General features: G+C 55.9%; 23 protein-coding genes. 12 read left to right on the forward strand and 11 right to left on the reverse strand.

Annotated features, from left to right (window positions below; translation table 11 throughout):
* Positions 1 to 384 precede the first annotated feature (384 nt).
* Both nfo and LC417_RS00010 read right to left on the reverse strand, forming a co-directional pair.
* Complete coding sequence (gene nfo / locus LC417_RS00005) at positions 385 to 1,230, reverse strand: deoxyribonuclease IV (RefSeq protein ID WP_010671008.1); 846 nt, start codon at positions 1,228 to 1,230, stop codon at positions 385 to 387.
* A 51-nt stretch (positions 1,231 to 1,281) separates the two neighbouring features.
* Positions 1,282 to 2,337: a YeiH family putative sulfate export transporter gene (locus tag LC417_RS00010; protein ID WP_223565304.1), complete on the reverse strand. Its 1,056-nt coding sequence runs from the start codon at positions 2,335 to 2,337 to the stop codon at positions 1,282 to 1,284.
* A 106-nt stretch (positions 2,338 to 2,443) separates the two neighbouring features.
* Between LC417_RS00010 and LC417_RS00015 the strand changes: the two genes are divergently transcribed.
* From LC417_RS00015 to LC417_RS00035, 5 genes are all read left to right on the forward strand, one after another.
* Positions 2,444 to 2,818 carry a YkvA family protein gene (locus LC417_RS00015; RefSeq protein ID WP_010248287.1) on the forward strand — a complete coding sequence of 125 codons (375 nt, stop codon included), beginning with the start codon at positions 2,444 to 2,446 and terminating at the stop codon, positions 2,816 to 2,818.
* Positions 2,819 to 2,827: 9 nt separating this feature from the next.
* The gene (gene yieE / locus LC417_RS00020) at positions 2,828 to 3,694 is read left to right on the forward strand and encodes a DNA-binding transcriptional regulator YeiE (RefSeq protein ID WP_010248285.1); all 867 of its coding nucleotides are present in this window, start codon (positions 2,828 to 2,830) and stop codon (positions 3,692 to 3,694) included.
* A 117-nt stretch (positions 3,695 to 3,811) separates the two neighbouring features.
* The gene (locus LC417_RS00025) at positions 3,812 to 5,278 is read left to right on the forward strand and encodes an amino acid permease (protein WP_022625044.1); all 1,467 of its coding nucleotides are present in this window, start codon (positions 3,812 to 3,814) and stop codon (positions 5,276 to 5,278) included.
* A 208-nt stretch (positions 5,279 to 5,486) separates the two neighbouring features.
* The gene (locus LC417_RS00030) at positions 5,487 to 6,563 is read left to right on the forward strand and encodes an iron ABC transporter permease (RefSeq protein WP_010248280.1); all 1,077 of its coding nucleotides are present in this window, start codon (positions 5,487 to 5,489) and stop codon (positions 6,561 to 6,563) included.
* A complete protein-coding gene (locus LC417_RS00035) occupies positions 6,563 to 7,351 on the forward strand; it encodes an ABC transporter ATP-binding protein (protein WP_010248276.1) in 789 nt (262 codons plus the stop codon). The genes LC417_RS00030 and LC417_RS00035 overlap by 1 nt, the downstream gene beginning before the upstream one ends.
* A 151-nt stretch (positions 7,352 to 7,502) precedes the next feature.
* On the opposite strand, the gene fghA is transcribed toward LC417_RS00035, so the two are convergent.
* The 3 genes from fghA to LC417_RS00050 form a co-directional block, all read right to left on the reverse strand.
* Positions 7,503 to 8,345, reverse strand: a complete 843-nt coding sequence (gene fghA / locus LC417_RS00040; protein WP_022625042.1) for an S-formylglutathione hydrolase — start codon at positions 8,343 to 8,345, stop codon at positions 7,503 to 7,505.
* A 12-nt stretch (positions 8,346 to 8,357) separates the two neighbouring features.
* Complete coding sequence (locus LC417_RS00045; protein ID WP_010248270.1) at positions 8,358 to 9,482, reverse strand: S-(hydroxymethyl)glutathione dehydrogenase/class III alcohol dehydrogenase; 1,125 nt, start codon at positions 9,480 to 9,482, stop codon at positions 8,358 to 8,360.
* 100 nt (positions 9,483 to 9,582) lie between these two features.
* Positions 9,583 to 10,494, reverse strand: coding sequence for a LysR family transcriptional regulator (locus LC417_RS00050; RefSeq protein ID WP_010248266.1), 912 nt, complete (start codon positions 10,492 to 10,494; stop codon positions 9,583 to 9,585).
* A gap of 117 nt (positions 10,495 to 10,611) precedes the next feature.
* Here LC417_RS00050 and LC417_RS00055 point away from each other — a divergent pair, with 117 nt between their 5' ends.
* The 7 genes from LC417_RS00055 (at position 10,612) to mglC (ending at position 18,854) form a co-directional block, all read left to right on the forward strand.
* The gene (locus LC417_RS00055; RefSeq protein WP_039389265.1) at positions 10,612 to 11,739 is read left to right on the forward strand and encodes a YbfB/YjiJ family MFS transporter; all 1,128 of its coding nucleotides are present in this window, start codon (positions 10,612 to 10,614) and stop codon (positions 11,737 to 11,739) included.
* 125 nt (positions 11,740 to 11,864) lie between these two features.
* Complete coding sequence (folE, locus tag LC417_RS00060) at positions 11,865 to 12,530, forward strand: GTP cyclohydrolase I FolE (RefSeq protein ID WP_010248259.1); 666 nt, start codon at positions 11,865 to 11,867, stop codon at positions 12,528 to 12,530.
* 49 nt (positions 12,531 to 12,579) lie between these two features.
* Positions 12,580 to 13,740 (forward strand): DUF418 domain-containing protein YeiB, encoded by a 1,161-nt coding sequence (yeiB, locus tag LC417_RS00065; RefSeq protein WP_223565305.1) that lies wholly within the window; start codon positions 12,580 to 12,582, stop codon positions 13,738 to 13,740.
* A 147-nt stretch (positions 13,741 to 13,887) separates the two neighbouring features.
* A complete protein-coding gene (gene galS / locus LC417_RS00070) occupies positions 13,888 to 14,928 on the forward strand; it encodes an HTH-type transcriptional regulator GalS (protein WP_022625039.1) in 1,041 nt (346 codons plus the stop codon).
* Between the two features lie 311 nt (positions 14,929 to 15,239).
* Positions 15,240 to 16,235, forward strand: coding sequence for a galactose/glucose ABC transporter substrate-binding protein MglB (gene mglB, locus LC417_RS00075; protein WP_010248252.1), 996 nt, complete (start codon positions 15,240 to 15,242; stop codon positions 16,233 to 16,235).
* Positions 16,236 to 16,303: 68 nt separating this feature from the next.
* Positions 16,304 to 17,824, forward strand: a complete 1,521-nt coding sequence (gene mglA / locus LC417_RS00080; RefSeq protein ID WP_010248250.1) for a galactose/methyl galactoside ABC transporter ATP-binding protein MglA — start codon at positions 16,304 to 16,306, stop codon at positions 17,822 to 17,824.
* Between the two features lie 19 nt (positions 17,825 to 17,843).
* Complete coding sequence (mglC, locus tag LC417_RS00085) at positions 17,844 to 18,854, forward strand: galactose/methyl galactoside ABC transporter permease MglC (RefSeq protein ID WP_010248248.1); 1,011 nt, start codon at positions 17,844 to 17,846, stop codon at positions 18,852 to 18,854.
* Positions 18,855 to 19,484: 630 nt separating this feature from the next.
* On the opposite strand, the gene sanA is transcribed toward mglC, so the two are convergent.
* The 6 genes from sanA to metG form a co-directional block, all read right to left on the reverse strand.
* A complete protein-coding gene (gene sanA / locus LC417_RS00090; protein WP_010248246.1) occupies positions 19,485 to 20,204 on the reverse strand; it encodes an outer membrane permeability protein SanA in 720 nt (239 codons plus the stop codon).
* A 135-nt stretch (positions 20,205 to 20,339) separates the two neighbouring features.
* On the reverse strand, positions 20,340 to 22,037 hold the full coding sequence (locus LC417_RS00095; RefSeq protein ID WP_010248245.1) for an NAD-dependent malic enzyme: 1,698 nt from the start codon (positions 22,035 to 22,037) through the stop codon (positions 20,340 to 20,342).
* Positions 22,038 to 22,306: 269 nt separating this feature from the next.
* On the reverse strand, positions 22,307 to 23,197 hold the full coding sequence (gene cdd / locus LC417_RS00100; RefSeq protein WP_061901266.1) for a cytidine deaminase: 891 nt from the start codon (positions 23,195 to 23,197) through the stop codon (positions 22,307 to 22,309).
* Positions 23,198 to 23,317: 120 nt separating this feature from the next.
* A complete protein-coding gene (locus LC417_RS00105) occupies positions 23,318 to 24,010 on the reverse strand; it encodes a CidB/LrgB family autolysis modulator (RefSeq protein ID WP_010248240.1) in 693 nt (230 codons plus the stop codon).
* A complete protein-coding gene (locus tag LC417_RS00110; protein WP_010248237.1) occupies positions 24,003 to 24,395 on the reverse strand; it encodes a CidA/LrgA family protein in 393 nt (130 codons plus the stop codon). The genes LC417_RS00105 and LC417_RS00110 overlap by 8 nt, the downstream gene beginning before the upstream one ends.
* Before the next feature lie 233 nt (positions 24,396 to 24,628).
* Entirely contained in the window at positions 24,629 to 26,662 is a 2,034-nt protein-coding gene (gene metG, locus LC417_RS00115; RefSeq protein WP_223565306.1) for a methionine--tRNA ligase, read from the reverse strand.
* Positions 26,663 to 26,747: the final 85 nt, after the last annotated feature.

Below are 26,747 nucleotides of genomic sequence, written 5' to 3' on the forward strand. Positions count from 1 at the left end.
ATTGCCTGCCCCTGCCCGCCACCGGCCTGCTCTGAAACTTCAGTGTGTACTGTTAAAAAGGGCACGAGAGTGGAGGCCTGAGCGCCTCTGCTGCTGAAAGGGCTATCCGCAGCGCTGAGGCGTGACGGTGGGCCAGAAGTCACGCCGGGAAGCGTGGACAGTTCGGGGCCGGCCAGGGAGGGCCGATCCCCGAACGGTTCGTCGGCACGACGTCAAAGCCGAAGGTACCGCGTGAGCGGCGCGAGGACGGCCCGGCAGCAGCAGAGGTGCTCAGGCCCGCACTGCGGCTCGCTCGCACTGACAAAAAAGCTGCCACGTTTGACCGTGACAGCCTTTACAAATCTAATCTTAACTGACCAGCATTAAGCCAGCTGGCTCCCTTTTCTATCCCTGCTGTTCGGCTTTCAGCCAGGCAATCTCATCTTTCCAGATATCAGGATTAATGGTTTCCAGAATCAACGGGATGCCATCAAACCGCGGATCTTTCATCAGCCAGCTAAACGCTGTTTTGCCGATATTGCCTTCACCCAGGCTGTGATGGCGGTCGACGCGACTGTCGAAGGCGCTTTTAGCATCGTTAAGGTGCATGCCGCGCAGATAGTTAAAGCCGACAATGCGCTCAAATTCGGCGAAGGTCGCTTCGCAATCCGCTTCGGTACGCAGATCATAGCCACCAGCAAACGCATGGCAGGTATCAATACAGACACCGACACGCGACTTATCTTCAACATGCTCAATAATGGTGGCGAGATGCTCGAAGCGGAAACCCAGATTACTGCCCTGACCGGCGGTATTCTCAATGACGGCGGTGACATTCTGGCTCTGGTCGAGAGCGATGTTGATCGACTCCGCAATCCGCTTCAGACAGGCCTCCTCATCAATCTGATGCAGATGGCTGCCCGGATGGAAGTTCAGCAAAGTCAGGCCGAGCTGGTCGGCACGTCGCAGCTCATCAATAAAAGCCGCGCGGGATTTCTCCAGCGCCTCTTCAACCGGATGACCCAGGTTTATCAGGAAACTGTCGTGCGGCAGGATTTGCTGCGGACCGAATTTGTACGTCTCGCAGGCGGCACGAAAAGCATCAATCACCTCAGTCGAGAGCGGGGCGGCCTTCCACTGACGTTGATTTTTAGTAAAGAGCGCGAAGGCGGTGGCTTCTATTTCATGGGCGCGGATCACTGCCTGATCCACGCCACCTGCCGCACTCACGTGTGCGCCAATATATTTCATGCCTTTCTCCTGGGGCTGTGCACGGATGAGACGGCATGATACCCGATGCCGCTAGCCCATGAAATGTTGCACCAGCAGATTGATTGCACCGCCGCCGGCGATTAACCAGGCAAACACCATCGCACCCAGCAGCAGCGGTTTAACGCCTGCCTCACGCAATGCCCCGAAACGGGTGGTCAATCCCAGCGCCGCCATCGCCATCGCCAGCAGCAGACCCGCCAGCTGATTCAGCGTCGCCACCACCATGGCAGGCAGCAGCTGCAGCGAGTTAAACAGTGCAACACCGATAAACAGCAGGGCGAACCAGGGAAATGTCACAGCCTGACGCGCGTTGCTTCCTTGACGTTTGCCGCGTATCACGGCGCTCAGGCAGAGCAAAAAGGGAGCCAGCATCATTACCCGCAGCATTTTGGCAATGACCGCGCTGTTCTCGGCTTCCGGGCTGATGCTGTGTCCGGCGGCCACCACCTGCGCCACTTCATGGATGGTTGAGCCGGTAAAAATCCCGAACTGCGCCGCACTGAGATCCGGGAACAGCTCATGCGCCAGCGGCCACAGCAGCGGATAGATAAAAATCGCCAGCGTGCCGAACAGCACCACGGTCGCGATAGCCACCGCAACTTTCGACGGCGCGGCTTTCACTACCGGCTCGGTCGCCAGTACAGCCGCAGCACCGCAGATACTGCTGCCCGCACCAATCAACCAGACGGTATCGCGATCCAGCTTCAGCAGCCGCATGCCCAGCAGGCAGGTTATCAGGAAGGTACTGGTCAGGGTCAGCGCATCAATCAGGATGCCGCTGAAACCGACGTCAGCGATTTGTTGTAAAGTAATGCGAAAGCCAAACAGGACGATCCCCAGCCGCAGCAGTTTCTGCTTAGCCAGCAGCACGCCGTTGTCGCAGCGTGACGCCAGCGGCGAATAGATGCTGTTACCGACCAGGATGCCCAGCATAATCGCCAGAGTCAGTGAACCCAGCCCCAGCGCGGCAATTATCGGTTGCTGCGCCAGCCAGCTGGCTGCCCCGGCAATCACGGCGGTCAGCAGCAGACCCGGGATCCAGAGCGGAACGGGATGATGCGGTTTAGCGATGCTCAGTTCAGTCATGGTGGTCACTCCTCCTGGTTGAGACCCGATCATGACGGCGACTGGCTTAAAAGTGAAATTGATAATATATTTATAATTAACCAGAATAAACGATAAGGCAGCAATCATGATAGTTTCGCGTCTGCGCCGCTGGGCGACGCTGATCAAAAGAGATGTGTTTGTGCTGGGGTTTGCCTTCCGCGATCCCCGCACACCCTGGTGGAACAAGCTGGGGATGCTGGGGCTGGTCGCCTATGGCATCAGCCCGATCGATATCATTCCTGATGTGATCCCCTTTGTCGGTCTGCTGGATGACGCGGTGATTATTCCGACGGGCGTCATGGTGCTGCTGCGTTTACTGCCGAGAGAGGTGCGCATCAGCAGCAGCGAGCGGGCGCAGTCTCAACGTTCGCGTGGCAAAAAGATTGCAGGCTGGCTGGTGGCGATAGGGCTGATCTGGCTGGCATTAATCATTTACCTGGTCAGGCAGTCACTGAGTTAAGAGGCAACGATGCACATTACGCTGCGGCAAATTGAAGTTTTCACCGAAGTGCTTAAGAGCGGCTCCACCACTCAGGCTTCGCAACTGCTGGCGCTGTCGCAGTCGGCGGTGAGTGCAGCGCTGGCCGATCTGGAGAGTCAGCTCGGCGTGCAACTGTTTGACCGGGTTGGCAAACGGCTGGTGCTGAATGAGCATGGACGGCTGCTCTATCCCCGTGCAGTAGGGCTGCTGGAGCAGGCGGGCGAAATCGAGCAGCTGTTTAAAGAGGATAACGGCGCGATCCGCATCTTTGCCAGCAGCACCATCGGTAACTATCTGCTGCCAGGTATGATGGCCGCTTATCGTCGCGATTTTCCCCGCCTGCCGCTGGAGCTGAGTGTCGGCAACAGTCAGGATGTGATTCAGGCGGTTTCCGATTTCCGCGTCGATGTCGGATTGATTGAAGGGCCGTGCCATATGACCGAGCTGGTCAGTGAACCCTGGCTCGAAGATGAACTGGTGGTTTTTGCCGCACCAGACGCGGCGATTCTGCAACAGCCGGTGACGCTGCAAACTCTGGCTGACGCCCCGTGGATCCTGCGCGAACGCGGCTCCGGCACCCGTGAAATTGTCGATTATCTGCTGCTGTCGCATCTGCCGAGTTTTCAGCTGGGCATGGAGCTGGGCAATTCCGAGGCGATCAAGCATGCGGTGCGGCACGGCATGGGCATCAGCTGTCTTTCGCGCCGGGTGATTGCCGATCTGCTGGAGGCGGGCACGCTGGTTGAACTGACGATTCCGCTGCCGCGTCTTATCCGCACGCTCTATCGCATCCATCACCGGCAGAAGCATATTTCCAAAGCACTGACGCGGTTTTTTTCCTATTGTCGCGAGTAATTACTAATAATTCCGGCGCGATCATGAAGTTAACTAATAACAGGTTGGCATTCGCTATACAGAGGCGATCTGGCTGCTACAATCGCGCCTCATTTTTACCCAGCGTAGCGTTAACACATGCATAATGACTCAAATACAACACAACAACCTGCATTACGACGTGCGTTAAAAGCCCGTCACCTGACGATGATCGCCATCGGCGGCTCCATTGGTACCGGCCTGTTTGTCGCCTCCGGTGCCACCATCGCTCAGGCTGGCCCCGGCGGAGCACTGCTCTCCTATATCCTCATCGGCCTGATGGTCTACTTCCTGATGACCAGCCTCGGCGAACTGGCTGCGTTCATGCCGGTATCGGGTTCCTTCGCCACCTACGGCGCGAAATATGTCGAAGAGGGCTTTGGTTTCGCACTCGGCTGGAACTACTGGTACAACTGGGCGGTGACCATCGCGGTTGACCTGGTAGCGTCCCAGCTGGTGATGAACTACTGGTTCCCCGACACGCCTGGCTGGATCTGGAGCGCGCTGTTCCTGGGGCTGATGTTCCTGCTCAACTACATTTCGGTCAAAGGCTTTGGCGAGGCGGAATACTGGTTCTCGCTGATTAAAGTGGCCACCGTGATTATCTTTATCATCGTTGGCGTGCTGATGATCACCGGCATTATGCGCGGTGCTGAACATGCGGGCTGGCAAAACTGGCAGGTGGGCGACGCGCCGTTTGCGGGCGGCTTTGCGGCCATGATCGGGGTGGCGATGATTGTGGGATTCTCCTTCCAGGGCACCGAACTGATCGGTATCGCGGCGGGCGAATCTGAAGATCCGGCGAAAAATATTCCGCGCGCTGTGCGGCAGATTTTCTGGCGTATCCTGCTGTTCTATGTGTTCGCTATCCTGATTATCAGCCTGATCCTGCCATACACCGATCCGCAGTTGCTGCACAATGATATCGACGATATCAGCGTCAGCCCGTTCACCCTGGTGTTCCAGAACGCCGGTCTGCTCTCTGCCGCCGCCGTCATGAATGCGGTGATCCTGACGGCTGTGCTGTCAGCGGGTAACTCCGGGATGTATGCGTCAACGCGTATGCTTTATAACCTGGCCAGCGAAGGTAAAGCGCCACGGATTTTCGCGAAGCTCTCAAAGGGCGGCGTGCCGCGTAATGCCCTGTGGGCCACCACCGTGGTGGCCGGACTGTGCTTCCTGACCTCAAAATTTGGTAATCAGGAAGTCTATCTGTGGCTGCTGAATACCTCAGGCATGACCGGGTTTATTGCCTGGCTGGGTATTGCCATCAGTCACTATCGCTTCCGTCGGGGCTATGTGGCCCAGGGACGTGACCTGAACGATCTGCCTTACCGTTCCGGCTTCTTCCCGCTGGGTCCGATTTTCGCCTTTGTGCTCTGCCTGATCATCACGCTGGGTCAGAACTACCAGGCATTCCTTAACGACAGCATCGACTGGTATGGCGTGGCGGCAACCTATATCGGCATTCCGCTGTTCCTGATTATCTGGTTCGGCTACAAGCTGACGCGCGGCAGCCGTTTCGTGAAGTACAGCGAAATGGAGTTCCCGGTTCACAAAGATTAGCTCTGCGTCATCGCCCGCACAAAACCCGCCAGGGATGGCGGGTTCTGCGTCTTTGCGAAAGGCGCAGGCTCCCTGAGCCATTCTCCTGCCTGCAACACCGTTTTTTACTGTTTTTTCACGTCTCGCTTATGTTCTCGAATTGATAATTATTATCACCTGCACTATTGTGGCTGCGTTTTCTGACGTGATAGCCACACAGGGTTCAAACATGACTACCGAAACTTCGCTGCTGGCGGGGGAAGAGACGCTTCACCACACCATGCAGAACTATCATCAGGTGCTGCGCCGCCGCTTAATCTGGATTGGCGTGCTGTTGCTGGCGATACTCGCCTCGCTGATCCTCGACTTCACGCTGGGTCCGGCGGGACTCTCACTTGAAACGCTGTGGAATACGCTGCTCAGCCCCGAGAGCGTCGATGCCGGCACGCGCGTCATTGTCTGGGACATTCGTCTGCCCTATGCGCTGATGGCGCTGGTGGTGGGGCTGTCGCTGGGTCTGGCGGGCGCGGAAATGCAGACCATCCTGAATAACCCGCTGGCCAGTCCGTTTACCCTCGGTGTCTCATCGGCGGCGGCGTTTGGTGCCGCGCTGGCCATCATCCTCGGCGTGGGTATTCCCGGCATTCCCGATCAGTGGTTAATTTCTGCCAATGCCTTTGTCTTTGCTCTGTTTGCCGCGCTGATGCTGGATGCCGTGACCCGCTGGACTCAGGTCTCTTCGGCGGGCGTGGTGCTGTTCGGTATCGCGCTGGTCTTCACCTTTAACGCCCTGGTATCCATGATGCAGTTCATCGCCAGCGAAGATACCCTGCAGGGCCTGGTGTTCTGGACCATGGGCAGCCTGGCGCGCGCCTCCTGGGAAAAGCTGGGCGTGCTGAGCGTGGCGCTGGCCATTCTGGTACCGTTTTCAATGATGAGCAGCTGGAAGCTGACGGCGCTGCGTCTGGGCGAAGACCGCGCGGTAAGCTTTGGCATTGATGTGCGTCGTCTGCGCCTGACTACGTTACTGCGCATCAGTATCCTCTCTGCCCTGGCGGTCGCGTTTGTCGGCCCGATCGGTTTCATTGGGCTGGTCGCTCCCCATATCGCCCGCATGATGTTTGGTGAAGATCACCGTTTCTATCTGCCCGCCAGTGCGCTGGTCGGCGCGCTGGTGCTGTCGCTGGCGTCGGTCGCCTCGAAAAACCTGCTCCCCGGTGTAATCATCCCGGTTGGCATTGTCACCTCACTGATTGGCGTGCCGTTCTTCCTGAGTATTATTCTGCGTCATCGGGGGACGGTATGATGGAACAGGGTCTGACGTTACGCGGCTTCAGTGCCGGGTACCCAAAAAATAAAGTCATTGATAATCTTAATATCGCGCCGCTGCCGCGCGGCGAGATCACCGTGCTGCTGGGGCCGAATGGCTGTGGTAAATCGACGCTGCTGCGTGCACTGGCCGGTCTGAATAAAGGCCAGGGCGAGATGTGGCTCAACGGTGAGGATCTCATGACCCAGCCGTTTGCCCGGCGTGCGAAGAACGTGGTTTATCTGCCGCAGTCGCTGCCTGCGGGCGTACATCTGCATGTGCTGGAGTCGATCATCGTGGCGCAGCGTGCCTCCGGTGGTCTGCACAGCGCCAGCAGCGAAGCGGAAATCATGCATCTGCTGGAACAACTGGGCATTGCCCATCTGGCGATGCGATATCTCGATCAGCTCTCCGGCGGACAGAAACAGCTGGTCGGGCTGGCGCAGTCACTGATCCGTCGCCCTAAGCTGCTGCTGCTGGATGAACCGCTGAGCGCGCTGGATCTCAACTACCAGTTTCACGTAATGGACCTGGTGCGGCGCGAAACCGCCCAGCGTAACATCGTGACGGTGGTAGTGGTGCATGACATCAATATTGCACTGCGTCATGCGCAACATGCGCTGATGCTGAAGCAGGGCGCGCTGGTAGCGGAAGGGCAGCCGGATAAGGTGATCACGCCTGCCACTCTGGCAAAAGTGTATGGCGTCGATGGTCGTATCGAACACTGCTCGCGTGGTATCCCGCAGGTGATGATCGACGGGCTGACCGGCCCGGCACTGGTCTGATATTGAGGAGGCGCCCGGTAGGGCGCTGAGCATCACTGTTCTGAGAAAGAAATTTTTACAGGGCAGGCTGGCAGGACGCTGGCTCTGTGACAGAGCGTTAGCCAGCAGAGCAGGCATAAAAGTTCAGGGCCGCGATTGCGGCCCTGATTGTTTACGCCAGCAGATGCTGCGCATGGAAGCGCAGATGATCTTCCACAAAGCTGGCTATAAAGAAGTAGCTATGGTCATAACCCGGCTGAATGCGCAGCGTCAGCGGGAAACCCACCTCATTCGCGACGTCTTCTAACCGCTCCGGTTGCAGCTGATCGGCCAGGAACTGATCGCTGTCGCCCTGATCGATCAGCATTGGCAGCCGATGCGACACCTCCGCCATCAGCTGGCAGCTGTCATATTCCCGCCACGTTGCACGATCGTCGCCCAGATAGGCCTGAAACGCTTTCTGGCCCCAGGGTACCTGCATCGGATTCACAATCGGTGCAAAAGCGGAAGCCGAGGCAAAGCGGTTACCCAGACGCAGCGCCAGCATCAGTGCGCCATGTCCGCCCATGGAGTGACCCATAATCGACTGACGTTCACTGACCTTGAAGTTATCCGCAATCAGGGCGGGTAACTCGCTGCTCAGATAATCGAACATGCGGAAATGGCTGGCCCAGGGCTGTTGGGTGGCATTGAGATAAAATCCCGCGCCCTGACCCAGATCGTATCCTTCATCATTCGCAACCCCTTCGCCGCGCGGGCTGGTGTCCGGCATAATCAGCACCAGACCCAGTTCCGCTGCAACCCGCTGTGCGCCGGCTTTGCTGGTGAAGTTCTCATCGTTACAGGTCAGCCCGGCCAGAAACCAGACCACCGGCGGCGGCGCATCACCGTGCGGCCCAGGCAGATAGATGCTGAAGGTCATCGGGCAATTCAGCACCGCAGACTGATGACGCCAGCGCTGCTGCCAGCCGCCAAAAATACGGTGTTCTTCCAGTAGCTCCAGAGTGGATGCCATAACGCCTCCTGATTACTTGTTAAAGTGCACGACCGAGCGAATCGATTTTCCTTCGTGCATCAAATCAAAGGCGTCGTTGATCTCTTCCAGCGGCATGGTGTGAGTGATGAAGTCGTTCAGCGCAAATTTACCGTCGAGGTAATCCTGCACAATGCCAGGCAGCTGCGAACGGCCTTTGACGCCGCCAAACGCGGAACCGCGCCAGACGCGGCCGGTCACCAGCTGGAACGGACGAGTGGAGATCTCTTCACCGGCACCGGCGACGCCGATAATCACGGACTCGCCCCAGCCTTTGTGGCAGCACTCCAGCGCGGAACGCATCACGTTGACGTTGCCGATACATTCAAATGAGAAATCCACGCCGCCGTCGGTCAGCTCGACAATCACATCCTGAATCGGCTTGTCGTAATCTTTCGGGTTGATCAGATCGGTGGCACCCAGTTTACGTGCCAGATCGAATTTGCTGGTGTTAAGGTCGATGGCAATGATGCGGCCTGCTTTCGCCATCTTCGCGCCGATGACCGCAGAGAGGCCAATGCCGCCGAGACCGAAAATCGCCACGGTGTCGCCTTCTTTCACTTTGGCGGTGTTCATCACCGCGCCCATGCCAGTGGTCACGCCACAGCCCAGCAGACAAACCTCTTCCAGCGGCGCTTCTTTACTGATTTTCGCCAGCGAGATCTCCGGGATTACCGTGTACTCAGAGAAGGTTGAGGTGCCCATATAGTGGAAAATGGGTTTGCCATCTTTAAAGAAGCGGGTGGTGCCATCCGGCATCAGGCCTTTGCCCTGAGTGGTGCGGATCGCCTGGCAGAGGTTAGTTTTGCCTGAAAGACAATATTTACATTTGCCACACTCCGGGGTGTAGAGCGGAATGACGTGGTCACCCACTTCAACGCTGGTCACGCCTTCGCCCACGGCTTCGACGATGCCGCCGCCTTCATGGCCAAGAATCGCCGGGAAAACGCCTTCCGGGTCGGTGCCGGACAGGGTGTAGGCGTCGGTATGACAGACGCCGGTCGCGACGATACGCACCAGCACTTCACCTTTCTGCGGTGGCATTAAATCAACTTCTTCGATTTTCAGCGGTTCGCCAGCAGCCCAGGCAACAGCGGCACGGGTTTTGATCATATTCATGCAATCCCTCTTCCAGTCAGATTGTGACGCGCAGTGGCGCCGGGTGGTCGTGATGATTCAAAGCCTGGTGAGTCAGGCTCTTAAACATAGCGTGGAACGCTTATTCCGCCGCCTGTAATGGGTAAATCAGCTCATCGTTGAGCGGACGATCGTCAAATTGTTCAATAATCAGGTACTTCAGTGCTTCAACATTCGGCGTAAAGGCGTCGCGTCGCCACATCAGCCAGGTGGCGGTGTCGCGATAAGCGGGAGGTAACGTATGCGCCTGCACCCGTGACCGATCCGCCATCTGCTTCAGCACCGAGGCCGGGATCATCGCTACGCCCGCACCGCCTGCCACGCAGGCCAGCATGGCGTGATAGGACTGAATCTCCATCACACTGTTGGGTGCAGTCTGGCTGTCCCGATACCAGCTCTCCAGCTTCACCCGGTAAGAGCAGCTGTTGCGAAAGGCAAACAGGGTATCGTCCTGCACGTCGCGCGCGGTGGCGATTGGCGCATGATCGAGGCCGGTGATCAGTATCATCTCTTCGCGAAAGGCGATGCAGCCATTGAGATCGTCATGGGAGACCGGGCCATCCACCAGCGCGGCCGCCAGGGTGCCTTCACGCACCCGATCGATGATTTCGCCCGAGGTGCCGGTAATCAGCGACAGCGCCACTTTGGGGAAGCGCTGGTGATAGGCGGCGAGCAGGCCGGGCAGACGCGTCGCCGCGGTGCTCTCCATTGAGCCCAGCGCAAAGTTGCCCGCCGGTTCACCGGTGCGGGTCATGCTCATCGCTTCTTCACTTAATGCCAGGATACGCTGCGCATAATTCAGAAAATTATGGCCCATTGGTGACAGGCGAATGCGCTGTTTCTCACGAATAAAGAGATCCACACCTAATTCTTCTTCCAGCTGGCGCAGCCGCGTGGTGAGATTAGAGGGGACGCGATGCAGCTGTTCTGCTGCGCGCGCCAGTGAACCCGTTTCGGCGACGGAACAGAACATACGCAGCTGAACTAAATCCATATCTTCTCTTCCTGTAAGCAAGTTGGTTAAAATTATTCACTTTCCGTGAGTTTAATCATCCTGCATGCTGTTAGCAAGTCAGAAGAGATCTCAGGGCAGAACAACAGGAGTTCAGCAATGGCGTTACGCGTCGCGCTCAGCGCGTTTTTAACCTTATTTGTCGCGATGGGCATTGGGCGGTTTGCCTTTACGCCCCAGGTGCCGCTGATGATTCAGGCACACCAACTGACACTCACCAGTGCCAGCCTGGTCGCGGCACTTAACTATCTTGGCTATCTGTGTGGCTCATTTGATGCCATGCGCGCACACCGGCGGGTTGAGCTGCGATTGCAGGCGGGCGTATGGGGCGCGGTGATCCTGACCCTGCTCTCAGCATTGGCCAGCGGACCGTGGCTGCACGGCGCAATCCGCTTTCTGATTGGCTGGGCCAGCGGCTGGGCGATGGTGCTGGTGGCGGCCTGGAGCAATGAACAGCTACATCGCCATGGCCGGGCAGGGCTGTCAGCGGCCGTTTTTGCCGGGCCAGGCTGCGGCATTTTTGTCAGTGGTCTGCTGGGGGTAGCGCTGCACACATTGCAGGTTTCTGCCGGTCTGGCCTGGGCCGCTTATGGTGCGCTGGCGCTGCTGCTGATTGCGCTGATTACCCGTAATCTGCCGCGTCGGGGCGAACTGCATCGCCCGGATCAGGCACCCGAGCCGCTGGTGCTGGATCGCAACCTTAAACGGCTGGTACTGAGTTACAGTCTGGCAGGCTTTGGCTACATTCTGCCCGCCACCTTTTTGTCGCAGATGGCCGCCACGCGGTTTCCTGACGGCATCTTCGCGCAGTTTGTCTGGCCGATTTTTGGCGGCGCGGCGATGATCGGCATCCTGCTGGGGATCCTGACGCGACGCTGGGGGCACAGCCACGTCCGCCTGGCACTGGTGCTGTGGGCGCAGGCGCTGGGCGTATTTGCCGCGGCGCTGCTGCCAGGCTTTAGCGGTCTGCTGGCCGGTGCGCTGCTGGTGGGGGGCGGTTTCCTCAGCGTGGTGCAGCTGTCGCTGCTCTGCGCCCGTGAGCTGGCACCCAATCATCTGCGCTACATGGCTGGCCTGCTGACCACCGGCTATGCGGTCGGGCAGCTGGTCGGCCCGCTGCTCTCTTTTCTCTCCACAGCCCTGTTACATCGGCTGGAGCCTGCCCTGTGGGTTGCAGGGGTTAGCCTGGTCTGGGCCGGCCTGCTGGTGTGGCGGCGAACCGGGTGAAAAGCTTTCATCACCAATCTGATTGATTGCTGGATTCCCCGCAAAGAAAGTTTCACAATACGCGCCTGATTACAGGGCCCGCTGGCAAAAGCTGGCGGGCGCAACACCAGCCGGAGAAGAGTAAGATGAGCACCCTAAGTCAGGAAGCTGCCCTGGTTCACGAAGCGCTGCTGGCGCGTGGACTGGAAACGCCGTTACGTGCACCGACGCGCGATATAGATGACAACACACGTAAAAGTCTGATTGCCGGGCACATGACCGAGATTATGCAGCTGCTGAATCTGGATCTTGAAGATGACAGCCTGATGGAAACGCCGCATCGCATCGCCAAAATGTATGTGGATGAAGTCTTTTCCGGTCTCGACTACGCCAACTTCCCGAAAATCACCGTCATTGAGAATAAAATGAAGGTTGATGAGATGGTGACCGTGCGTGATATCACGCTGACCAGCACCTGTGAACACCACTTTGTGATCATCGATGGCAAAGCGACCGTCGCCTACATTCCCAAAGAAAAGGTGATTGGCCTGTCGAAAATCAACCGTATCGTGCAGTTCTTCGCCCAGCGCCCGCAGGTGCAGGAGCGTCTGACGCAGCAGGTTCTGGTTGCACTGCAGACGCTGCTGGGCACTAACAATGTGGCTGTTTCTATTGATGCGGTGCATTACTGCGTGAAAGCGCGTGGCGTAAAAGATGCCACCAGTGCCACCACGACGACCTCTCTGGGTGGCCTGTTCAAGTCCAGCCAGAATACCCGCCAGGAATTTTTGCGCGCGGTGCGCCATAGTTGAGTCTACGGCGGGAGCATAACGTTGCCCGCCTCAATGGTGCAGGTGCCGCATGCAACGCTATCACGCGCTGGATTTCATTCGTGGATGTGCCATTCTCGGCATTCTGCTGCTCAATATTGTCGGCTTTGGCCTGCCTTCTGCCGCCTACCTTAATCCGGCCTGGCAGGGCAGCGTCAGGCTGTCCGATGTCTGGACATGGGCGATCTCTGACGCCTTTGCCCAGCTCAAATTCCTCACCCTGTTTGCGCTGCTGTTTGGCGCAGGTCTGCAAATGCAGCTGCCACGCGGCAGTCGCTGGCTGACTGCCCGGCTCTCACTGCTGGTGCTGATCGGTTTTCTGCACGGCGTCTTTCTCTGGGAGGGCGATATCCTGCTGGACTACGGCATTATCGGGCTGGTGGTCTGGCGGGTAGTGCGCGATGTCCCTTCCACCCGCAGCCTGATGAATACCGGCATTCTGCTCTACCTGGTGGGCTGTGGCGTTCTGCTGGTGTTTGGGTCAATCTCCGATCCTGAACCGACCCGATCCTGGCTGCCAGGTGCTGCCGATCTGCAATATGAACAGTACTGGAAACTGACCGGCGGCTGGGAAGCGATACAGAACCGGCTGGATCATCTCTCGTCAGGACTGATGGCGCTGGCGGCGCAGTATGGCTGGCAGCTGGCGGGCCTGATGATGATCGGTGGCGCACTGCTGCGCAGTGGCTGGCTGATCGGCGAGTTTTCAGCGCAACATTACCGTCAGGCGGCGGCGCTGCTGCTGACGATGGGGTTGTTAATTGCGGTGGCCGGTGTGGCAGCGCAATGGCTGTTACATTGGGAATTCCGCTGGACCGCTTTTTATCTGCAAACCCCGCGCGATCTCGCCAGCCCGCTGATTAGCCTGGGCTATGCCGCGCTCTGTCTGGCTTACTGGCCGCAGATAGCGCGCTGGCGCATCAGCTATGCCATTCAGTGCGTGGGCCGCATGGCGCTGACCAACTATCTGCTGCAGTCGCTGATCTGCACCACGCTATTCTATCGCTTCGGCTTCTATATGCACTTTACCCGGCTGGAGCTGGTGCTGATGGTGCCTGCGGTCTGGCTTATCAATATCCTGTTTTCACTCATCTGGTTACATTTCTTCGCACAGGGTCCGCTGGAGTGGCTGTGGCGGCGCCTCACGCTGATCTCAGCCGGTAAATCGCGCATCACTGACAACGCCAGATAATGACCGCCATCACAAAGGTTACAGAATTGTATGTAACCGTTTTCATTGATGTGACGCAATTCACGCTGTACGCCTCCTGCCCCTGACAAAATAGCGCCGGTGTTCAACCCGGCGTGATGCCTTATTTTTCCTTTGTGGAACTGCTGCATGATAACAATTCGTGATGTTGCCCGTCAGGCTGGCGTGTCGGTGGCGACCGTGTCGCGCGTCCTCAATCAGAGCAGCGCCGTCACCTCTGACACCCGCGACGCCGTGTTACAGGCGGTGGAAGCGCTGGGCTATCGCCCCAACGCCAATGCGCAGGCGCTGGCGACGCAGGTCAGTGACACCATTGGCGTGGTGGTGATGGATGTTTCCGATCCCTTCTTCGGTGCGCTGGTTAAAGCGGTGGATACCGTGGCGCAGCGCGTGCACAAACATGTGTTAATCAGCAACTCCTGGCATCAGGAAGAGAAAGAGCGTCATGCCATTGAAGTGCTGATTCGTCAGCGTTGCAGCGCCCTGGTGGTGCACGCGAAAACACTGCCTGACGCTGAGCTGGCGGATTTTATGCGCCACGTTCCGGGCATGGTGGTGATTAACCGCATCGTGCCCGGATTTGAACACCGCAGTGTCAGTCTGGATAACGTCACGGGTGCATTGATGGCTTCACGAACCCTGCTACAACAGGGGCATAGCCGCATTGGCTATCTCTGTTCCAGCCATCCCATCGAAGATGTGGCGCAGCGCCGTGAAGGGTGGATTCAGGCGATGGCAGAGCAGGGCATCCGGCCGCAGGAGAGCTGGATAGCCAGCGCAGAGCCCGATATGCAGGGCGGCGAAGCGGCGATGGTGGAGCTGCTGGGACGCAATCTCAACCTCAGTGCGGTGTTTGCCTATAACGACGGCATGGCGGCTGGCGCACTCACTGCGCTGAAAGACAACGGCATCCAGGTGCCACAGCATTTTTCTGTCATTGGCTTTGATGATATCCCCATTTCCCGTTACACCGATCCGCAGTTAACCACTGTGCGCTATCCCATTGTATCTATGGCAAAAATCGCCACTGAACTGGCACTGCAGGGCGCAGCCGGACTGCTGGATGACACGGCAACGCACATCTTTATGCCAACGCTGGTGCGGCGTCATTCGGTGGCGCAGCGGCAAAATGTGGAGTCCGTCACTAATTCAGGCGATTCAGCCATGTAACCGTTTTCAATCTGTGATTACATTCACAGTTAATTAACATTGCTCTCACTATGATGGCAGCGTCTTACCGGACTGAAACATTATGTAACGCCAGTGTAACGGCACCAGTTGTGGTCTCAGTAGCCGGTTAAAGGGTTCATACCCTCTTCATGGAAGCATTCTGGCACAGGGAAGTCAGGTTTTAGACGGTGTTCAATGGCTTAACATCCTCATTACGTTAACCAACGCGCCGATCTGTTTTACCGATTGCTCTCCCGCCTGTATGGCGCGGTAGCGCTAAAAAGACCCTGCATAATAAAACCGGAGATACCATGAATAAGAAGGTTTTCACGCTTACAGCACTGGTTGCCAGCATGATGTTTGGTGCAACCGCTCACGCAGCTGACACCCGTATCGGCGTGACCATTTACAAATATGACGACAACTTCATGTCAATGGTGCGCAAAGACATCGAGAAAGAAGCGAAAGCGATCGGTGGCGTGCAGTTGCTGATGAATGATTCACAGAATGACCAATCCAAACAGAACGATCAGATTGACGTGCTGATGGCAAAAGGCGTGAAAGCGCTGGCGATTAACCTGGTTGACCCGGCTGCGGCTGCGGTGGTAGTAGACAAAGCGCGTGCCAACGACGTGCCGGTGGTCTTCTTCAACAAAGAACCTAACGCCAAAGTGCTGGCCGGTTATGACAAAGCTTACTATGTCGGTACCGACTCTAAAGAGTCAGGCATCATTCAGGGTCAGCTGATTGAGAAGCACTGGAAAGCCACACCAGCGTGGGATCTGAACAAAGATGGTCAGATTCAGTTCGTGCTGCTGAAAGGCGAGCCGGGCCATCCTGATGCAGAAGCCCGTACCAAATATGTGATCGATACCCTGAACAAAGATGGTCTGAAAACCCAGCAGTTAGCGATGGATACTGCAATGTGGGATACCGCGCAGGCCAAAGATAAGATGGATGCGTGGCTGTCAGGCCCGAATGCCAAAAAAATCGAAGTTGTGATTGCCAACAACGATGCGATGGCGATGGGTGCGGTTGAAGCGCTGAAAGCGCACAACATGACCTCAATTCCGGTCTTCGGCGTCGATGCACTGCCAGAAGCGCTGGCGCTGGTGAAATCCGGTGCGCTGGCCGGTACCGTGCTGAACGATGCGGAAAACCAGGCGAAAGCAACGCTGGATATTGCCAACAATCTGGCTAACGGCAAAGCCGCCACCGACGGAACAAACTTCAAGATGGTTGATAAGATCGTCCGCGTTCCTTACGTGCCGGTTGATAAAGAAAATCTGTCTCAGTTCGTGAAATAAGATCGATTACGGGCGCGACCGCTGTCGCGCCTTTTTTATGTCACCACCGTTTTTTAGCCAGGTAAAATATGGCCAGTGATAATACGACCGCGCAGCGAGAATATCTGCTGGAAATGACGGATGTCTCAAAATCATTTCCCGGCGTTAAAGCGTTAGATAATGTGAATTTAAAAGTGCGGCCTCACTCTGTTCATGCATTAATGGGCGAGAACGGTGCCGGGAAATCCACCTTATTAAAATGCCTGTTTGGTATTTATAAAAAAGATACCGGCAGTATCCTGTTTCAGGGTAAAGAGATCGACTATAAAAGTTCCAAAGAGGCGCTGGAAAATGGCGTGTCGATGGTGCATCAGGAATTAAATCTGGTCCTGCAGCGTACCGTGATGGACAATATGTGGCTTGGGCGTTATCCGCGCAAAGGCTTCTTTGTCGATCAGGATAAAATGTACCGGGATACCAAAGCGATTTTTGACGAGCTGGATATTGATATCGATCCGCGCGATAAAGTTGCCAATCTTTCTGTATCGCAGATGCAGATGATTGAAATTGCCAAAGCGTTTTCCTATGACGCGAAAATTGTGATTATGGATGAGCCGACCTCCTCGTTAACCGAGAAAGAGGTTAATCACCTGTTCACGATTATTCGTAAGCTGAAAGATCGCGGCTGTGGCATTGTTTATATTTCGCACAAAATGGAAGAGATTTTCCAGCTGTGTGATGAGATTACTATCCTGCGTGATGGTCAGTGGATCACCTCTCAGCCGCTGGAAGGGCTGGATATGGATAAGATCATCTCCATGATGGTTGGCCGTTCACTGAACCAGCGTTTCCCTGACCGTACCAACGTGCCAGGCGAGACGATTCTTGAGGTGCGTCATCTGACGTCACTGCGTCAGCCATCGATTCGCGACATCTCATTTGATTTGCGTAAAGGGGAGATACTCGGCATTGCCGGGCTGGTGGGCGCCAAACGTACCGATATCGTCGAAACGCTGTTTGGCATTCGCGAAAAATCGGGCGGCACCATTAAACTGCATGGCAAACCGATTAATAATCACAGCGCCAATGAAGCCATTAACCACGGTTTTGCGCTGGTGACTGAAGAGCGTCGCTCAACCGGTATTTATGCTTTCCTCGACATTGGTTTTAACTCGCTTATTTCCAATATCAAAAAATATAAAAACAGTATGGGACTGCTGGATAATAAACGCATGAAGAGTGATACCCAATGGGTGATCGATTCTATGCGTGTAAAAACGCCAGGCCACCATACTCAGATTGGTTCGCTTTCGGGCGGTAACCAGCAAAAAGTAATTATTGGCCGCTGGTTATTGACCCAGCCTGAAATCCTGATGCTTGATGAACCCACTCGCGGTATTGATGTTGGTGCAAAATTCGAAATTTACCAGTTAATTGCTGAGCTGGCGAAAAGAGAAAAGGGCATCATTATTATCTCATCCGAAATGCCGGAGCTGTTAGGCATTACCGATCGTATTCTGGTAATGAGTAATGGTCTGGTAGCAGGCATAGTTGATACCAAAACGACCACGCAGAACGAAATATTGCGTTTAGCGTCATTACACCTTTAATGAAGCAAGGGCTGTTAACATGAAAGCGACTACAAAAAAGAATGCGCTAACCTGGTTAAAAGAGGGCGGCATTTATGTCGTGCTGCTGGTATTGCTGGCTATTATTATTTTCCAGGACCCCTCATTTTTAAGTTTAATGAACCTGAGTAATATTCTGACCCAATCTTCGGTGCGCATTATTATTGCACTGGGTGTGGCGGGTCTGATTGTGACGCAGGGTACTGACCTGTCAGCCGGACGTCAGGTCGGTCTGGCGGCGGTGGTTGCCGCGACGCTGCTGCAGGCGATGGATAACGCGAACAAGGTCTTCCCGACGCTGGATACGGTGCCGATTCCACTGGTTATTCTGACCGTGTGCATCATCGGCGGCGTGATTGGTCTGGTCAACGGTGTGATTATTGCTTACCTCAAGGTAACGCCATTTATCACCACGCTGGGCACCATGATTATCGTTTACGGTATCAACTCACTTTATTACGACTTTGTTGGCGCATCACCGATTGCCGGTTTTGATACAGGGTTCTCGAAATTTACCCAGGGCTTCTTACGCTTTGGTGATTTCAAGCTTTCGTTCATCACCTTTTACGCCGTGATTGCCATTATTTTCGTCTGGGTGCTGTGGAATAAAACCCGTTTCGGCAAGAACATTTTTGCTATCGGCGGTAACCCGGAAGCGGCGAAAGTCTCAGGCGTTAACGTCAACCTGAACCTGATCATGATTTATGCCCTGTCAGGTGTGTTCTATGCCTTCGGCGGGATGCTGGAAGCGGGTCGTATCGGTTCGGCCACCAACAACCTCGGCTTTATGTATGAGCTGGATGCGATTGCGGCCTGTGTGGTCGGCGGTGTCTCCTTCGCCGGTGGTGTGGGTAGCGTGGCGGGCGTAGTGACCGGTGTGTTGATCTTCACCGTCATCAACTACGGTCTGACCTATATCGGCGTCAACCCTTACTGGCAGTACATCATTAAAGGCGGCATCATCATCTTCGCCGTGGCGCTGGATTCCCTGAAATATTCCCGTAAGAAGTAAGTCTTCTTCAGTGCTCACAAAGCGACCTTCGGGTCGCTTTTTTATTATGTGGAAGTGGTGGGTGTTGCTGTGAGATCGAGTATGCGAAGGGAACACGGTCAGATCGGAAAGACGCTAAGGCCAGTAAATGATCTGCCCGTGTCATTCCTCCGCAGAACGCTTTTTATAGCGGAGAGTGCTGGGGTCGTTGCTGTGAGATCGAGTATGCGTAGGGAACACGGTCAGATCGGAAAGACGCAAAACCTGTCATCCATGACACGCTCGGCCCGCGTCGTCCCTGACGCGGGACGCTTTCCTCTTCTGACCCTGTTTCCTGCGCGTTGAGCTTATTTATTGCTGTGAGATTCATCTAAGCCCAGGAAAATACAAACAGACGGCTAACCCACTTAAAACGATGGGAGCATATGCCCGTAGTAAAGCATCGCAGACTATGGACAAAACGCCGGGAGCGTTTTTGAACAACGCAATGCATTGGCCCGTCTATGGGCGCACCTCAGGGATGAGGTGCGTAATCGCCTGCGCTGAGCCCCGCCAGTGATGGCGTCTTTTGCGTCTTTACGGAAGGCGTATGCTCCCTGAGCCCAGGACGTCACTGCCAGACCTCAGTAAAGCAGTAACCCAGTGTGTGCGTTATTTCCGCAGCTTCTGTTCCAGCTCCAGCAGCTGCTCCGGCGTCACTGCCGGGTAACTCTGCGCATCTTCAGGGACATCGCGTACGGCGGGGATCGGCACCAGTGGGCCCAGGAAGCGGGGTTCGCGCTTAAGCAGGAAGAGATCCACCAGCGCGCCCAGCCGGGCACCTACCTCACGGAAGCGCACGCTAAGCATGTTCTTCGGTGAGGGCACCGCATAACACTGCGCCTGAATACCCAGCTGTAAGGCGATAAACAGGGCACGCTCACAATGGAAACGCTGCGTGATAATAATGAAGTCGTTGGTATCAAACACTTTGCGGGTGCGCACAATCGAATCCAGCGTGCGGAAACCGGCATAGTCCAGCACGATATCAGCCGGATCGACACCGGCTTTGATGAGATCGCGGCGCATCGTCATCGGCTCGTTATAGCTTTGCAGCGCGTTATCACCGCTTAACAGCAGATAATTGACCTTGCCGCTGTTGTAGGCATTCAGCGCGCCCTGCATACGATAGAGGTAATACTGATTGATGACGCCGGTGCGATAATATTTCGCCGTACCCAGTACCACACCGACCTGACGATGTGGCAAAGAGGCGACATTTTCGTAGATAAAGGGCGCAGTTTTCCAGCTGATCCAGCGATCAAGGCCGAGCGCCGTTGCCATCATCAGTAAGATGATGAAAAGCAGACCAATGAAAACGCGTTTCAGCATGCGCCTGGAGACTCGATGTCAGAATAGTGAGATGGGACAAGGCTACTTGAGCTGTCACTGTGAAGCAAGTTACTGCCGGCTGGCTGTGCTCTTTTTGAACACTGCCGGATCGGATGCAATCCGGCAGTCTGAAGATTAAATCGAGGTACGACGATAATGACGGTACTGCGGCAGCCAGAAGTTGTTGGCGATAGCCTGTGACAACACATCTTCAGAGGTCACTACGGCGACACCCGCCAGCTGAGCAGCTTTACCGACTTCCATCGCAATGATTTTCGATACACCCTGGATATCTTTAATCTCAGGCAGCACCGGGCCTTCACCTTCATTCACCAGCGGAGAGCAGTCAGCGAGCGCGCGGCTGGCGGTCATCAGCATGGTATCAGTAACGCGGCTGGCACCCGAAGCAATCACACCCAGACCAATGCCCGGGAAGATGTAGGAGTTGTTGCACTGCGCAATCGGATAGGTTTTACCGTTCCAGCTCACCGGCGAGAACGGACTGCCGGTTGCGACCAGCGCGGCACCGTCAGTCCAGGCGATGATATCGGCTGGCGTCGCTTCCACGCGTGATGTCGGGTTCGACAGTGGCATCACAATAGGGCGCTTACAGTGCTTGTGCATCTCGCGGATGATCTCTTCGGTGAACAGGCCCGGCTGGCCAGAGACACCAATCAGAATATCGGGCTGCGCATTGCGCACCACGTCCAGCAGCGAGATGGAATCATTGGTGACATCCCACTGCTGCAGGTTTTCGCTCTTCTGCACCAGCTTGCTCTGGAAATCGAGCAGGTTAGGCAGCTTGTCAGTGAGCAGACCAAAGCGATCCACCATCATTACCCGGCCACGCGCTTCCTCGTCACTCAGACCTTCGGATTTCATCTGTGCGATGATCTGTTCAGCGATACCACAACCCGCGGAACCGGCGCCCAGGAACACCACTTTCTGCTCGCACAGGCGGCTGCCGGCGGCGCGGCTGGCGGCAATCAGCGTACCCACGGTCACGGCGGCAGTGCCCTGAATATCATCATTAAAGCAGCAGACTTCATCGCGGTAGCGGTTCAGCAGCGGCATGGCATTCTTCTGGGCGAAATCTTCAAACTGCAACAGCACTTTCGGCCAGCGGCGTTTAACGGCCTGAATAAAATCGTTCACGAACGCATCATACTCTTCGCCAGTGATGCGCGGATGACGCCAGCCCATATAGAGCGGATCGTTCAGCAACTGCTGGTTGTTGGTACCAACATCCAGCACCACCGGCAGGGTGTAAGCCGGACTGATGCCGCCACAGGCGGTGTAGAGTGAAAGCTTACCAATCGGGATACCCATACCACCGATGCCCTGATCGCCGAGGCCCAGAATACGCTCGCCATCAGTCACCACGATCACCTTCACATTCTGTTTGGTGGCGTTTTGCAGCATATCTTCGATATGGTCGCGGTTAGGGTAGGAGATGAACACGCCACGCGCACGACGGTAGATTTCAGAAAAGTGTTCACAGGCTGCGCCGACGGTCGGGGTGTAGATGATGGGCATCATCTCTTCGAGATGGTTATCCAGCAGGCGGTAGAACAGCGTTTCGTTGGTGTCCTGGATGTTACGCAGGTAGACATGCTTATCGTTATTGTTTTTGAAGTCCTGGAACTGACGCCAGGCACGCTGCGCCTGCTCTTCAATCGATTCCACTGCTTCTGGCAGCAGACCGTTGAGGTTGAATTCGTTACGTTCTTCGATGCTAAAGGCGCTGCCTTTGTTCAGCAGGGGAAATTCCAGCAAAATCGGGCCAGCATAAGGGATATACAGCGGGCGTTTACTTTCGTAGTCGAGTTCCATGCGGTAATGCTCCGGTTGCAGTGTTGTCTGGCGTCACGCCGGAAAGGTAGCGCCAGTTTTCTTACCCGTTATAGCTCAGACTGCAGGCCTGGCAGCGGCAGGGTAACCGCTGCAGAAACATTCACGACCGTGCTGCTATCCTGCAACCTGAATTATTCAGAGTAATTTGTAATCACGTGAATTCTGGCGCCAGATCCTATGAAATTTCCCGCAGAAGTACAGCGTTTGTTCATAAAAGCTCACAAAACTGTGGCCTCTCTGACAGCGGGTTATGCTTTGTACAGCGTCACCTGCAGCAGCTCACCGCAACCAAATGTCTTAAGCGTCGCCTGTGTGGCGGCGAACTGGCTTAGCGTGGCATTTTCCACTTCGGTTAATACCGCTTTTTTTATCTGACGAACATCGCCACCCTGCATGTTGAGCAGGACCAGCGCAGCCTGAAGGGGCGGGAAACTCGGGTTAAAGGCGGCATTTTCCGCATAGCGCCCGGTGACAATCGCGCCGGTTGCGGTCAGCAGCGCAACACCGGCGTGTGACTGGCTGTAAGGCGCGTGGCTGGCATTGGCAGCGGCAACCGCGGCCTGCACCAGTTCATCGCCTTCGGCTACATAGCCGTGATCCACGCTGTCCATCAGAAAGGTCGTGATGTCCAGATCGCGCGGTCCAAAGGCATCCGGCAGATAATCTGCCAGGGTGCTGATCGCGCGTTGTGGCAGGCTGATGCGAATGTTCGTACCGCTGTTCAGCTCGTTCATAAACTGACGGCAGTGACCGCACGGTGTGTAGTTAACGGTGATCGTCTCAAGCTGACTTTCGCCACGCAGCCACGCATGGGTAATGGCGCTCTGCTCGGCGTGAACCGTCTGCTGCAACGGCGTACCGATAAATTCCATGTTGGCCCCGAAGTACCAGTTGCCGCTGACGCCACGGGCGATAGCCCCGACGTTAAAATGCGACACGGTAGCAACGGCACAGGCCGCCGCCAGGGGCAGCAGCGCCAGCGCCAGAGCATCGGCATCCATCTGTGTCTGTTGCTGCAGTGAGGCGACCTGGTCGGCGCTCAGCACCGCCTGAAAGCCAGGATCGTCCAGCAGCGGAGCGAGTGCGGTTTGCAGCGTTGACGGCAATGCCTCAAAGGCAGAGAGGAAACGGGATTGCATGTGAGCCTCATTAGATTCAGCAGGGCGATGTGCCAGTCACCGGTTTATATGTGATCCACATCGCTCTGACAATGTAACCTGTGTTGCATGTTTCAACTTTGCGAGATCTCTCGCAAACTTTCAGCCAAACCAGTGCAGCAGCAGCGGAAAAATAAACGGCGCCAGCAGTGAGGTGATGATGCCGCAGATCACCAACGCCAGTGAACTGAATGCCCCTTCCTGATAGTCGAGTTCAGCGGCGCGTGCTGTGCCGAGGGCGTGCGACGCGTTACCTATCGCCAGTCCGCGCGCTGCTTTAGATTTCACGCCAAGCAGATTCAGCACGGTATGTCCGAACACCGCACCCAGTACCCCGGCAATCAGCACGCAGATGGCGCTGATGGCGGGAATGCCGTGCAGCGAACCGGAGACGGCCATCGCAATGGGCGTGGTAACGGATTTAGGAACAATGGTAGCGGCGATTTCAGGCGTGGCACCCATCCACAGAGCAATAGCGGTGCCAGAGGTCATGGCGGTCACACTGCCGATAAAGCAGACGCCAATAATCGATTTCCAGCGGGCTCGGATCTGGTGCATCTGCTCATACAGCGGCAGTGCCAGCGCGACAACAGCCGGTTGCAGCAGCTGATTAAGAATCTGACTGCCCGCGAAATAGCGCGAATAGGGCAGCTGCAACAACAGCAGAATCGGGATAATAATCGCCATCGCCACCAGCAGCGGATTAAGCAGCGAGATTTTCAGCCGTATCGCCAGTTTGCGCGCCAGAAAAAATGCCGCCAGCGTCAGTGGCAGTGACCACCATATTTCACTCATCGCCTGACTCCCCGGCCGGACGGCGACTATGAAGCTGGTGGGCGCTTACGCCGACAATAGAGAGAACCAGGAAGGTGCTGACGACGCAGGAGATCACGATAGGGCCAAACTGCGCGGTCAGAATATCGGTGTAGCTCATCACTCCGACGCTGATCGGCACAAACAGCAGCGCCATATAGCGAATCAGCAGATGGCAGCCCGGTTTAACCCAACTGACAGGCAGGATCTGCGAGGCGAGCAGGGCAAACAGAATTAACATCCCAAGGATGCTGCCAGGCAGTTTGATGGGCAGCAGCGAGGCGATGCCGATTCCGGCGTATAAGCAGAGATAAATGATGATAAAGGCGCGAAGATAGCGCCCGCAGACAGACAGCACGGTGAGCATGGCAGGCTCCTGTTTTCACTGAGCTTCATCATACGCATTAACCGCTTAGCGTGCTAGCGATCACATTTATGCAGCGGTGTGGCCGTAGCAGATACAGATTTTCAGGGGCGGGAGTGGAATGGAAGCGGTGCACATTCAGAGCGAGGAGAAATAACCCTTCGCGCCCGTGATGAGGCACGAAGGGTTTGAAAACGGCACTGCACTAAGCGGTTAAAGCCGCAGAATGCAGAGTGTTACTTAACGGGCATTCCCGGTACAGCCCCGCTGTCAACGGACAGCACAAACAGATCTTTGCCGCCAGGACCCGCTGACAGCACCATGCCTTCAGAGATACCAAAGCGCATTTTACGTGGCGCGAGGTTGGCCACGATAATGGTCATTTTACCGACCAGCACAGAGGGATCGGGATAGGCGGCGCGGATACCCGAGAAGATCTGACGCTTTTCACCGCCCAGGTCGAGCTGCAGGCGCAGCAGCTTGTCCGAACCCTCAACCAGTTCCGCCTGCTCAATCAGCGCCACGCGCATATCAACTTTGGCGAAATCGTCGATGGTGATGGTGTCACCTACCGGCGAATCTGCCAGCGGGCCGCTTGCGGCCGGTGCACTGGCGGCAGCGGCATCCTCTTTCGAGGCTTCAATCAGTCCTTCAACCTTTGCCATCTCAATGCGGCTGTAGAGCGCTTTGAATGGCGCAACCTGGTGGTCCAGCAGCGGTTGCGCGATAGCATCCCAGCTCAGTTCGCAGTTCAGGAAGCCTTCTGCGCGGGCGCTCAGTGACGGCAGCACCGGCTTCAGCCAGGTCATCAGAATGCGGAACAGGTCAATGCCCATTGAGCAGATCGCCTGCAGATCGGCATCACGGCCTTCCTGCTTCGCCACCACCCACGGAGCCTGCTCATCGACATAGCGGTTCGCCAGGTCGGCCAGCGCCATGATCTCACGAATAGCCCGGCTGTATTCACGACCGGCCCAGGCTTCACCAATCTTCTCTGACGCGTCCACAAAGGTCTGATAGAGCGCCGGATCGGCCAGCTCCGCCGCCAGTTTGCCGTCAAAGCGTTTAGTGATAAAGCCCGCGTTACGTGACGCCAGGTTAACCACCTTGTTGACGATGTCGGCGTTCACGCGCTGGACGAAATCTTCCAGATTCAGGTCGATATCGTCGATACGTGAAGAGAGTTTCGCCGCGTAGTAGTAACGCAGGCTGTCCGCATCCAGATGCTCCAGCCAGGTGCTGGCTTTAATAAAGGTGCCGCGCGACTTCGACATCTTGGCACCGTTGACGGTGACATAGCCGTGCACAAACAGGTTGTTCGGCTTGCGGAAGTTACTGCCTTCCAGCATCGCTGGCCAGAACAGGCTGTGGAAGTAGACGATATCTTTACCGATGAAGTGATAGAGCTCGGTAGTGGAGTCTTTACGCCAGAATTCGTCGAAGTCGATGTCGCCGCGCTTGTCGCACAGATTCTTGAACGAGCCCATGTAGCCGATAGGCGCATCCAGCCAGACATAAAAATATTTGCCTGGCGCATCCGGAATTTCAAAGCCGAAGTAGGGCGCGTCGCGGGAGATATCCCACTGCTGCAGGCCCGATTCGAACCACTCCTGCATTTTGTTCGCCACCTGATCCTGCAGCGCACCCGAGCGGGTCCAGGCCTGCAGCATGGCGCTGAACGAGGGCAGATCAAAGAAGAAGTGTTCAGAGTCGCGCAGAACCGGTGTCGCGCCAGAGACCACCGATTTTGGCTCGATCAACTCGGTCGGGCTGTAGGTCGCGCCACACACTTCGCAGTTATCGCCATACTGATCGGCAGATTTACATTTCGGGCAGGTGCCTTTCACAAAACGGTCCGGCAGGAACATCCCTTTTTCCGGATCGTAAAGCTGGGAGATGGTGCGGTTTTTAATAAAACCGTTCTCTTTCAGACGGCCATAAATCAGCGCAGAAAGCTCACGGTTTTCGTCGCCGTGGGTCGAGTGATAGTTGTCATAGCTGACGTTGAAACCGGCAAAGTCGGCTTCATGCTCGCTTTTCATTTCTGCAATCATCTGCTCCGGTGCAATCCCTAACTGCTGAGCTTTCAGCATGATAGGCGTACCGTGCGCATCATCGGCGCAGATGAAATAAACCTGATTGCCACGCATTCGCTGATAACGCACCCAAATGTCGGCCTGGATATGCTCGAGCATGTGGCCGAGATGGATTGATCCGTTCGCGTAAGGCAGTGCGCACGTTACCAGAATTTTTTTAGCGACTTGAGTCATAGTTTGCGTAGCTTTCTGTTGATTGAAAAAACGGGCTTAGATGGTAACTGAAGGCTTCTCCTGCGTAAACACAAGGGATTCACCC

Origin of the sequence: Pantoea sp. OVA07A (assembly GCF_019969975.1) — a bacterium.
GTDB lineage: Bacteria > Pseudomonadota > Gammaproteobacteria > Enterobacterales > Enterobacteriaceae > Pantoea > Pantoea agglomerans.

Excerpts from the sequence above, each read along its gene's own strand:
- nfo (WP_010671008.1), bottom strand. The coding sequence starts at position 1,230 with ATGAAATATATTGGCGCACACGTGAGTGCGGCAGGTGGCGTGGATCAG.
- LC417_RS00010 (WP_223565304.1), bottom strand. The coding sequence starts at position 2,337 with ATGACTGAACTGAGCATCGCTAAACCGCATCATCCCGTTCCGCTCTGG.
- LC417_RS00015 (WP_010248287.1), top strand. The coding sequence starts at position 2,444 with ATGATAGTTTCGCGTCTGCGCCGCTGGGCGACGCTGATCAAAAGAGAT.
- yieE (WP_010248285.1), top strand. The coding sequence starts at position 2,828 with ATGCACATTACGCTGCGGCAAATTGAAGTTTTCACCGAAGTGCTTAAG.
- LC417_RS00025 (WP_022625044.1), top strand. The coding sequence starts at position 3,812 with ATGCATAATGACTCAAATACAACACAACAACCTGCATTACGACGTGCG.
- LC417_RS00030 (WP_010248280.1), top strand. The coding sequence starts at position 5,487 with ATGACTACCGAAACTTCGCTGCTGGCGGGGGAAGAGACGCTTCACCAC.
- LC417_RS00035 (WP_010248276.1), top strand. The coding sequence starts at position 6,563 with ATGGAACAGGGTCTGACGTTACGCGGCTTCAGTGCCGGGTACCCAAAA.
- fghA (WP_022625042.1), bottom strand. The coding sequence starts at position 8,345 with ATGGCATCCACTCTGGAGCTACTGGAAGAACACCGTATTTTTGGCGGC.
- LC417_RS00045 (WP_010248270.1), bottom strand. The coding sequence starts at position 9,482 with ATGAATATGATCAAAACCCGTGCCGCTGTTGCCTGGGCTGCTGGCGAA.
- LC417_RS00050 (WP_010248266.1), bottom strand. The coding sequence starts at position 10,494 with ATGGATTTAGTTCAGCTGCGTATGTTCTGTTCCGTCGCCGAAACGGGT.
- LC417_RS00055 (WP_039389265.1), top strand. The coding sequence starts at position 10,612 with ATGGCGTTACGCGTCGCGCTCAGCGCGTTTTTAACCTTATTTGTCGCG.
- folE (WP_010248259.1), top strand. The coding sequence starts at position 11,865 with ATGAGCACCCTAAGTCAGGAAGCTGCCCTGGTTCACGAAGCGCTGCTG.
- yeiB (WP_223565305.1), top strand. The coding sequence starts at position 12,580 with ATGCAACGCTATCACGCGCTGGATTTCATTCGTGGATGTGCCATTCTC.
- galS (WP_022625039.1), top strand. The coding sequence starts at position 13,888 with ATGATAACAATTCGTGATGTTGCCCGTCAGGCTGGCGTGTCGGTGGCG.
- mglB (WP_010248252.1), top strand. The coding sequence starts at position 15,240 with ATGAATAAGAAGGTTTTCACGCTTACAGCACTGGTTGCCAGCATGATG.
- mglA (WP_010248250.1), top strand. The coding sequence starts at position 16,304 with ATGGCCAGTGATAATACGACCGCGCAGCGAGAATATCTGCTGGAAATG.
- mglC (WP_010248248.1), top strand. The coding sequence starts at position 17,844 with ATGAAAGCGACTACAAAAAAGAATGCGCTAACCTGGTTAAAAGAGGGC.
- sanA (WP_010248246.1), bottom strand. The coding sequence starts at position 20,204 with ATGCTGAAACGCGTTTTCATTGGTCTGCTTTTCATCATCTTACTGATG.
- LC417_RS00095 (WP_010248245.1), bottom strand. The coding sequence starts at position 22,037 with ATGGAACTCGACTACGAAAGTAAACGCCCGCTGTATATCCCTTATGCT.
- cdd (WP_061901266.1), bottom strand. The coding sequence starts at position 23,197 with ATGCAATCCCGTTTCCTCTCTGCCTTTGAGGCATTGCCGTCAACGCTG.
- LC417_RS00105 (WP_010248240.1), bottom strand. The coding sequence starts at position 24,010 with ATGAGTGAAATATGGTGGTCACTGCCACTGACGCTGGCGGCATTTTTT.
- LC417_RS00110 (WP_010248237.1), bottom strand. The coding sequence starts at position 24,395 with ATGCTCACCGTGCTGTCTGTCTGCGGGCGCTATCTTCGCGCCTTTATC.
- metG (WP_223565306.1), bottom strand. The coding sequence starts at position 26,662 with ATGACTCAAGTCGCTAAAAAAATTCTGGTAACGTGCGCACTGCCTTAC.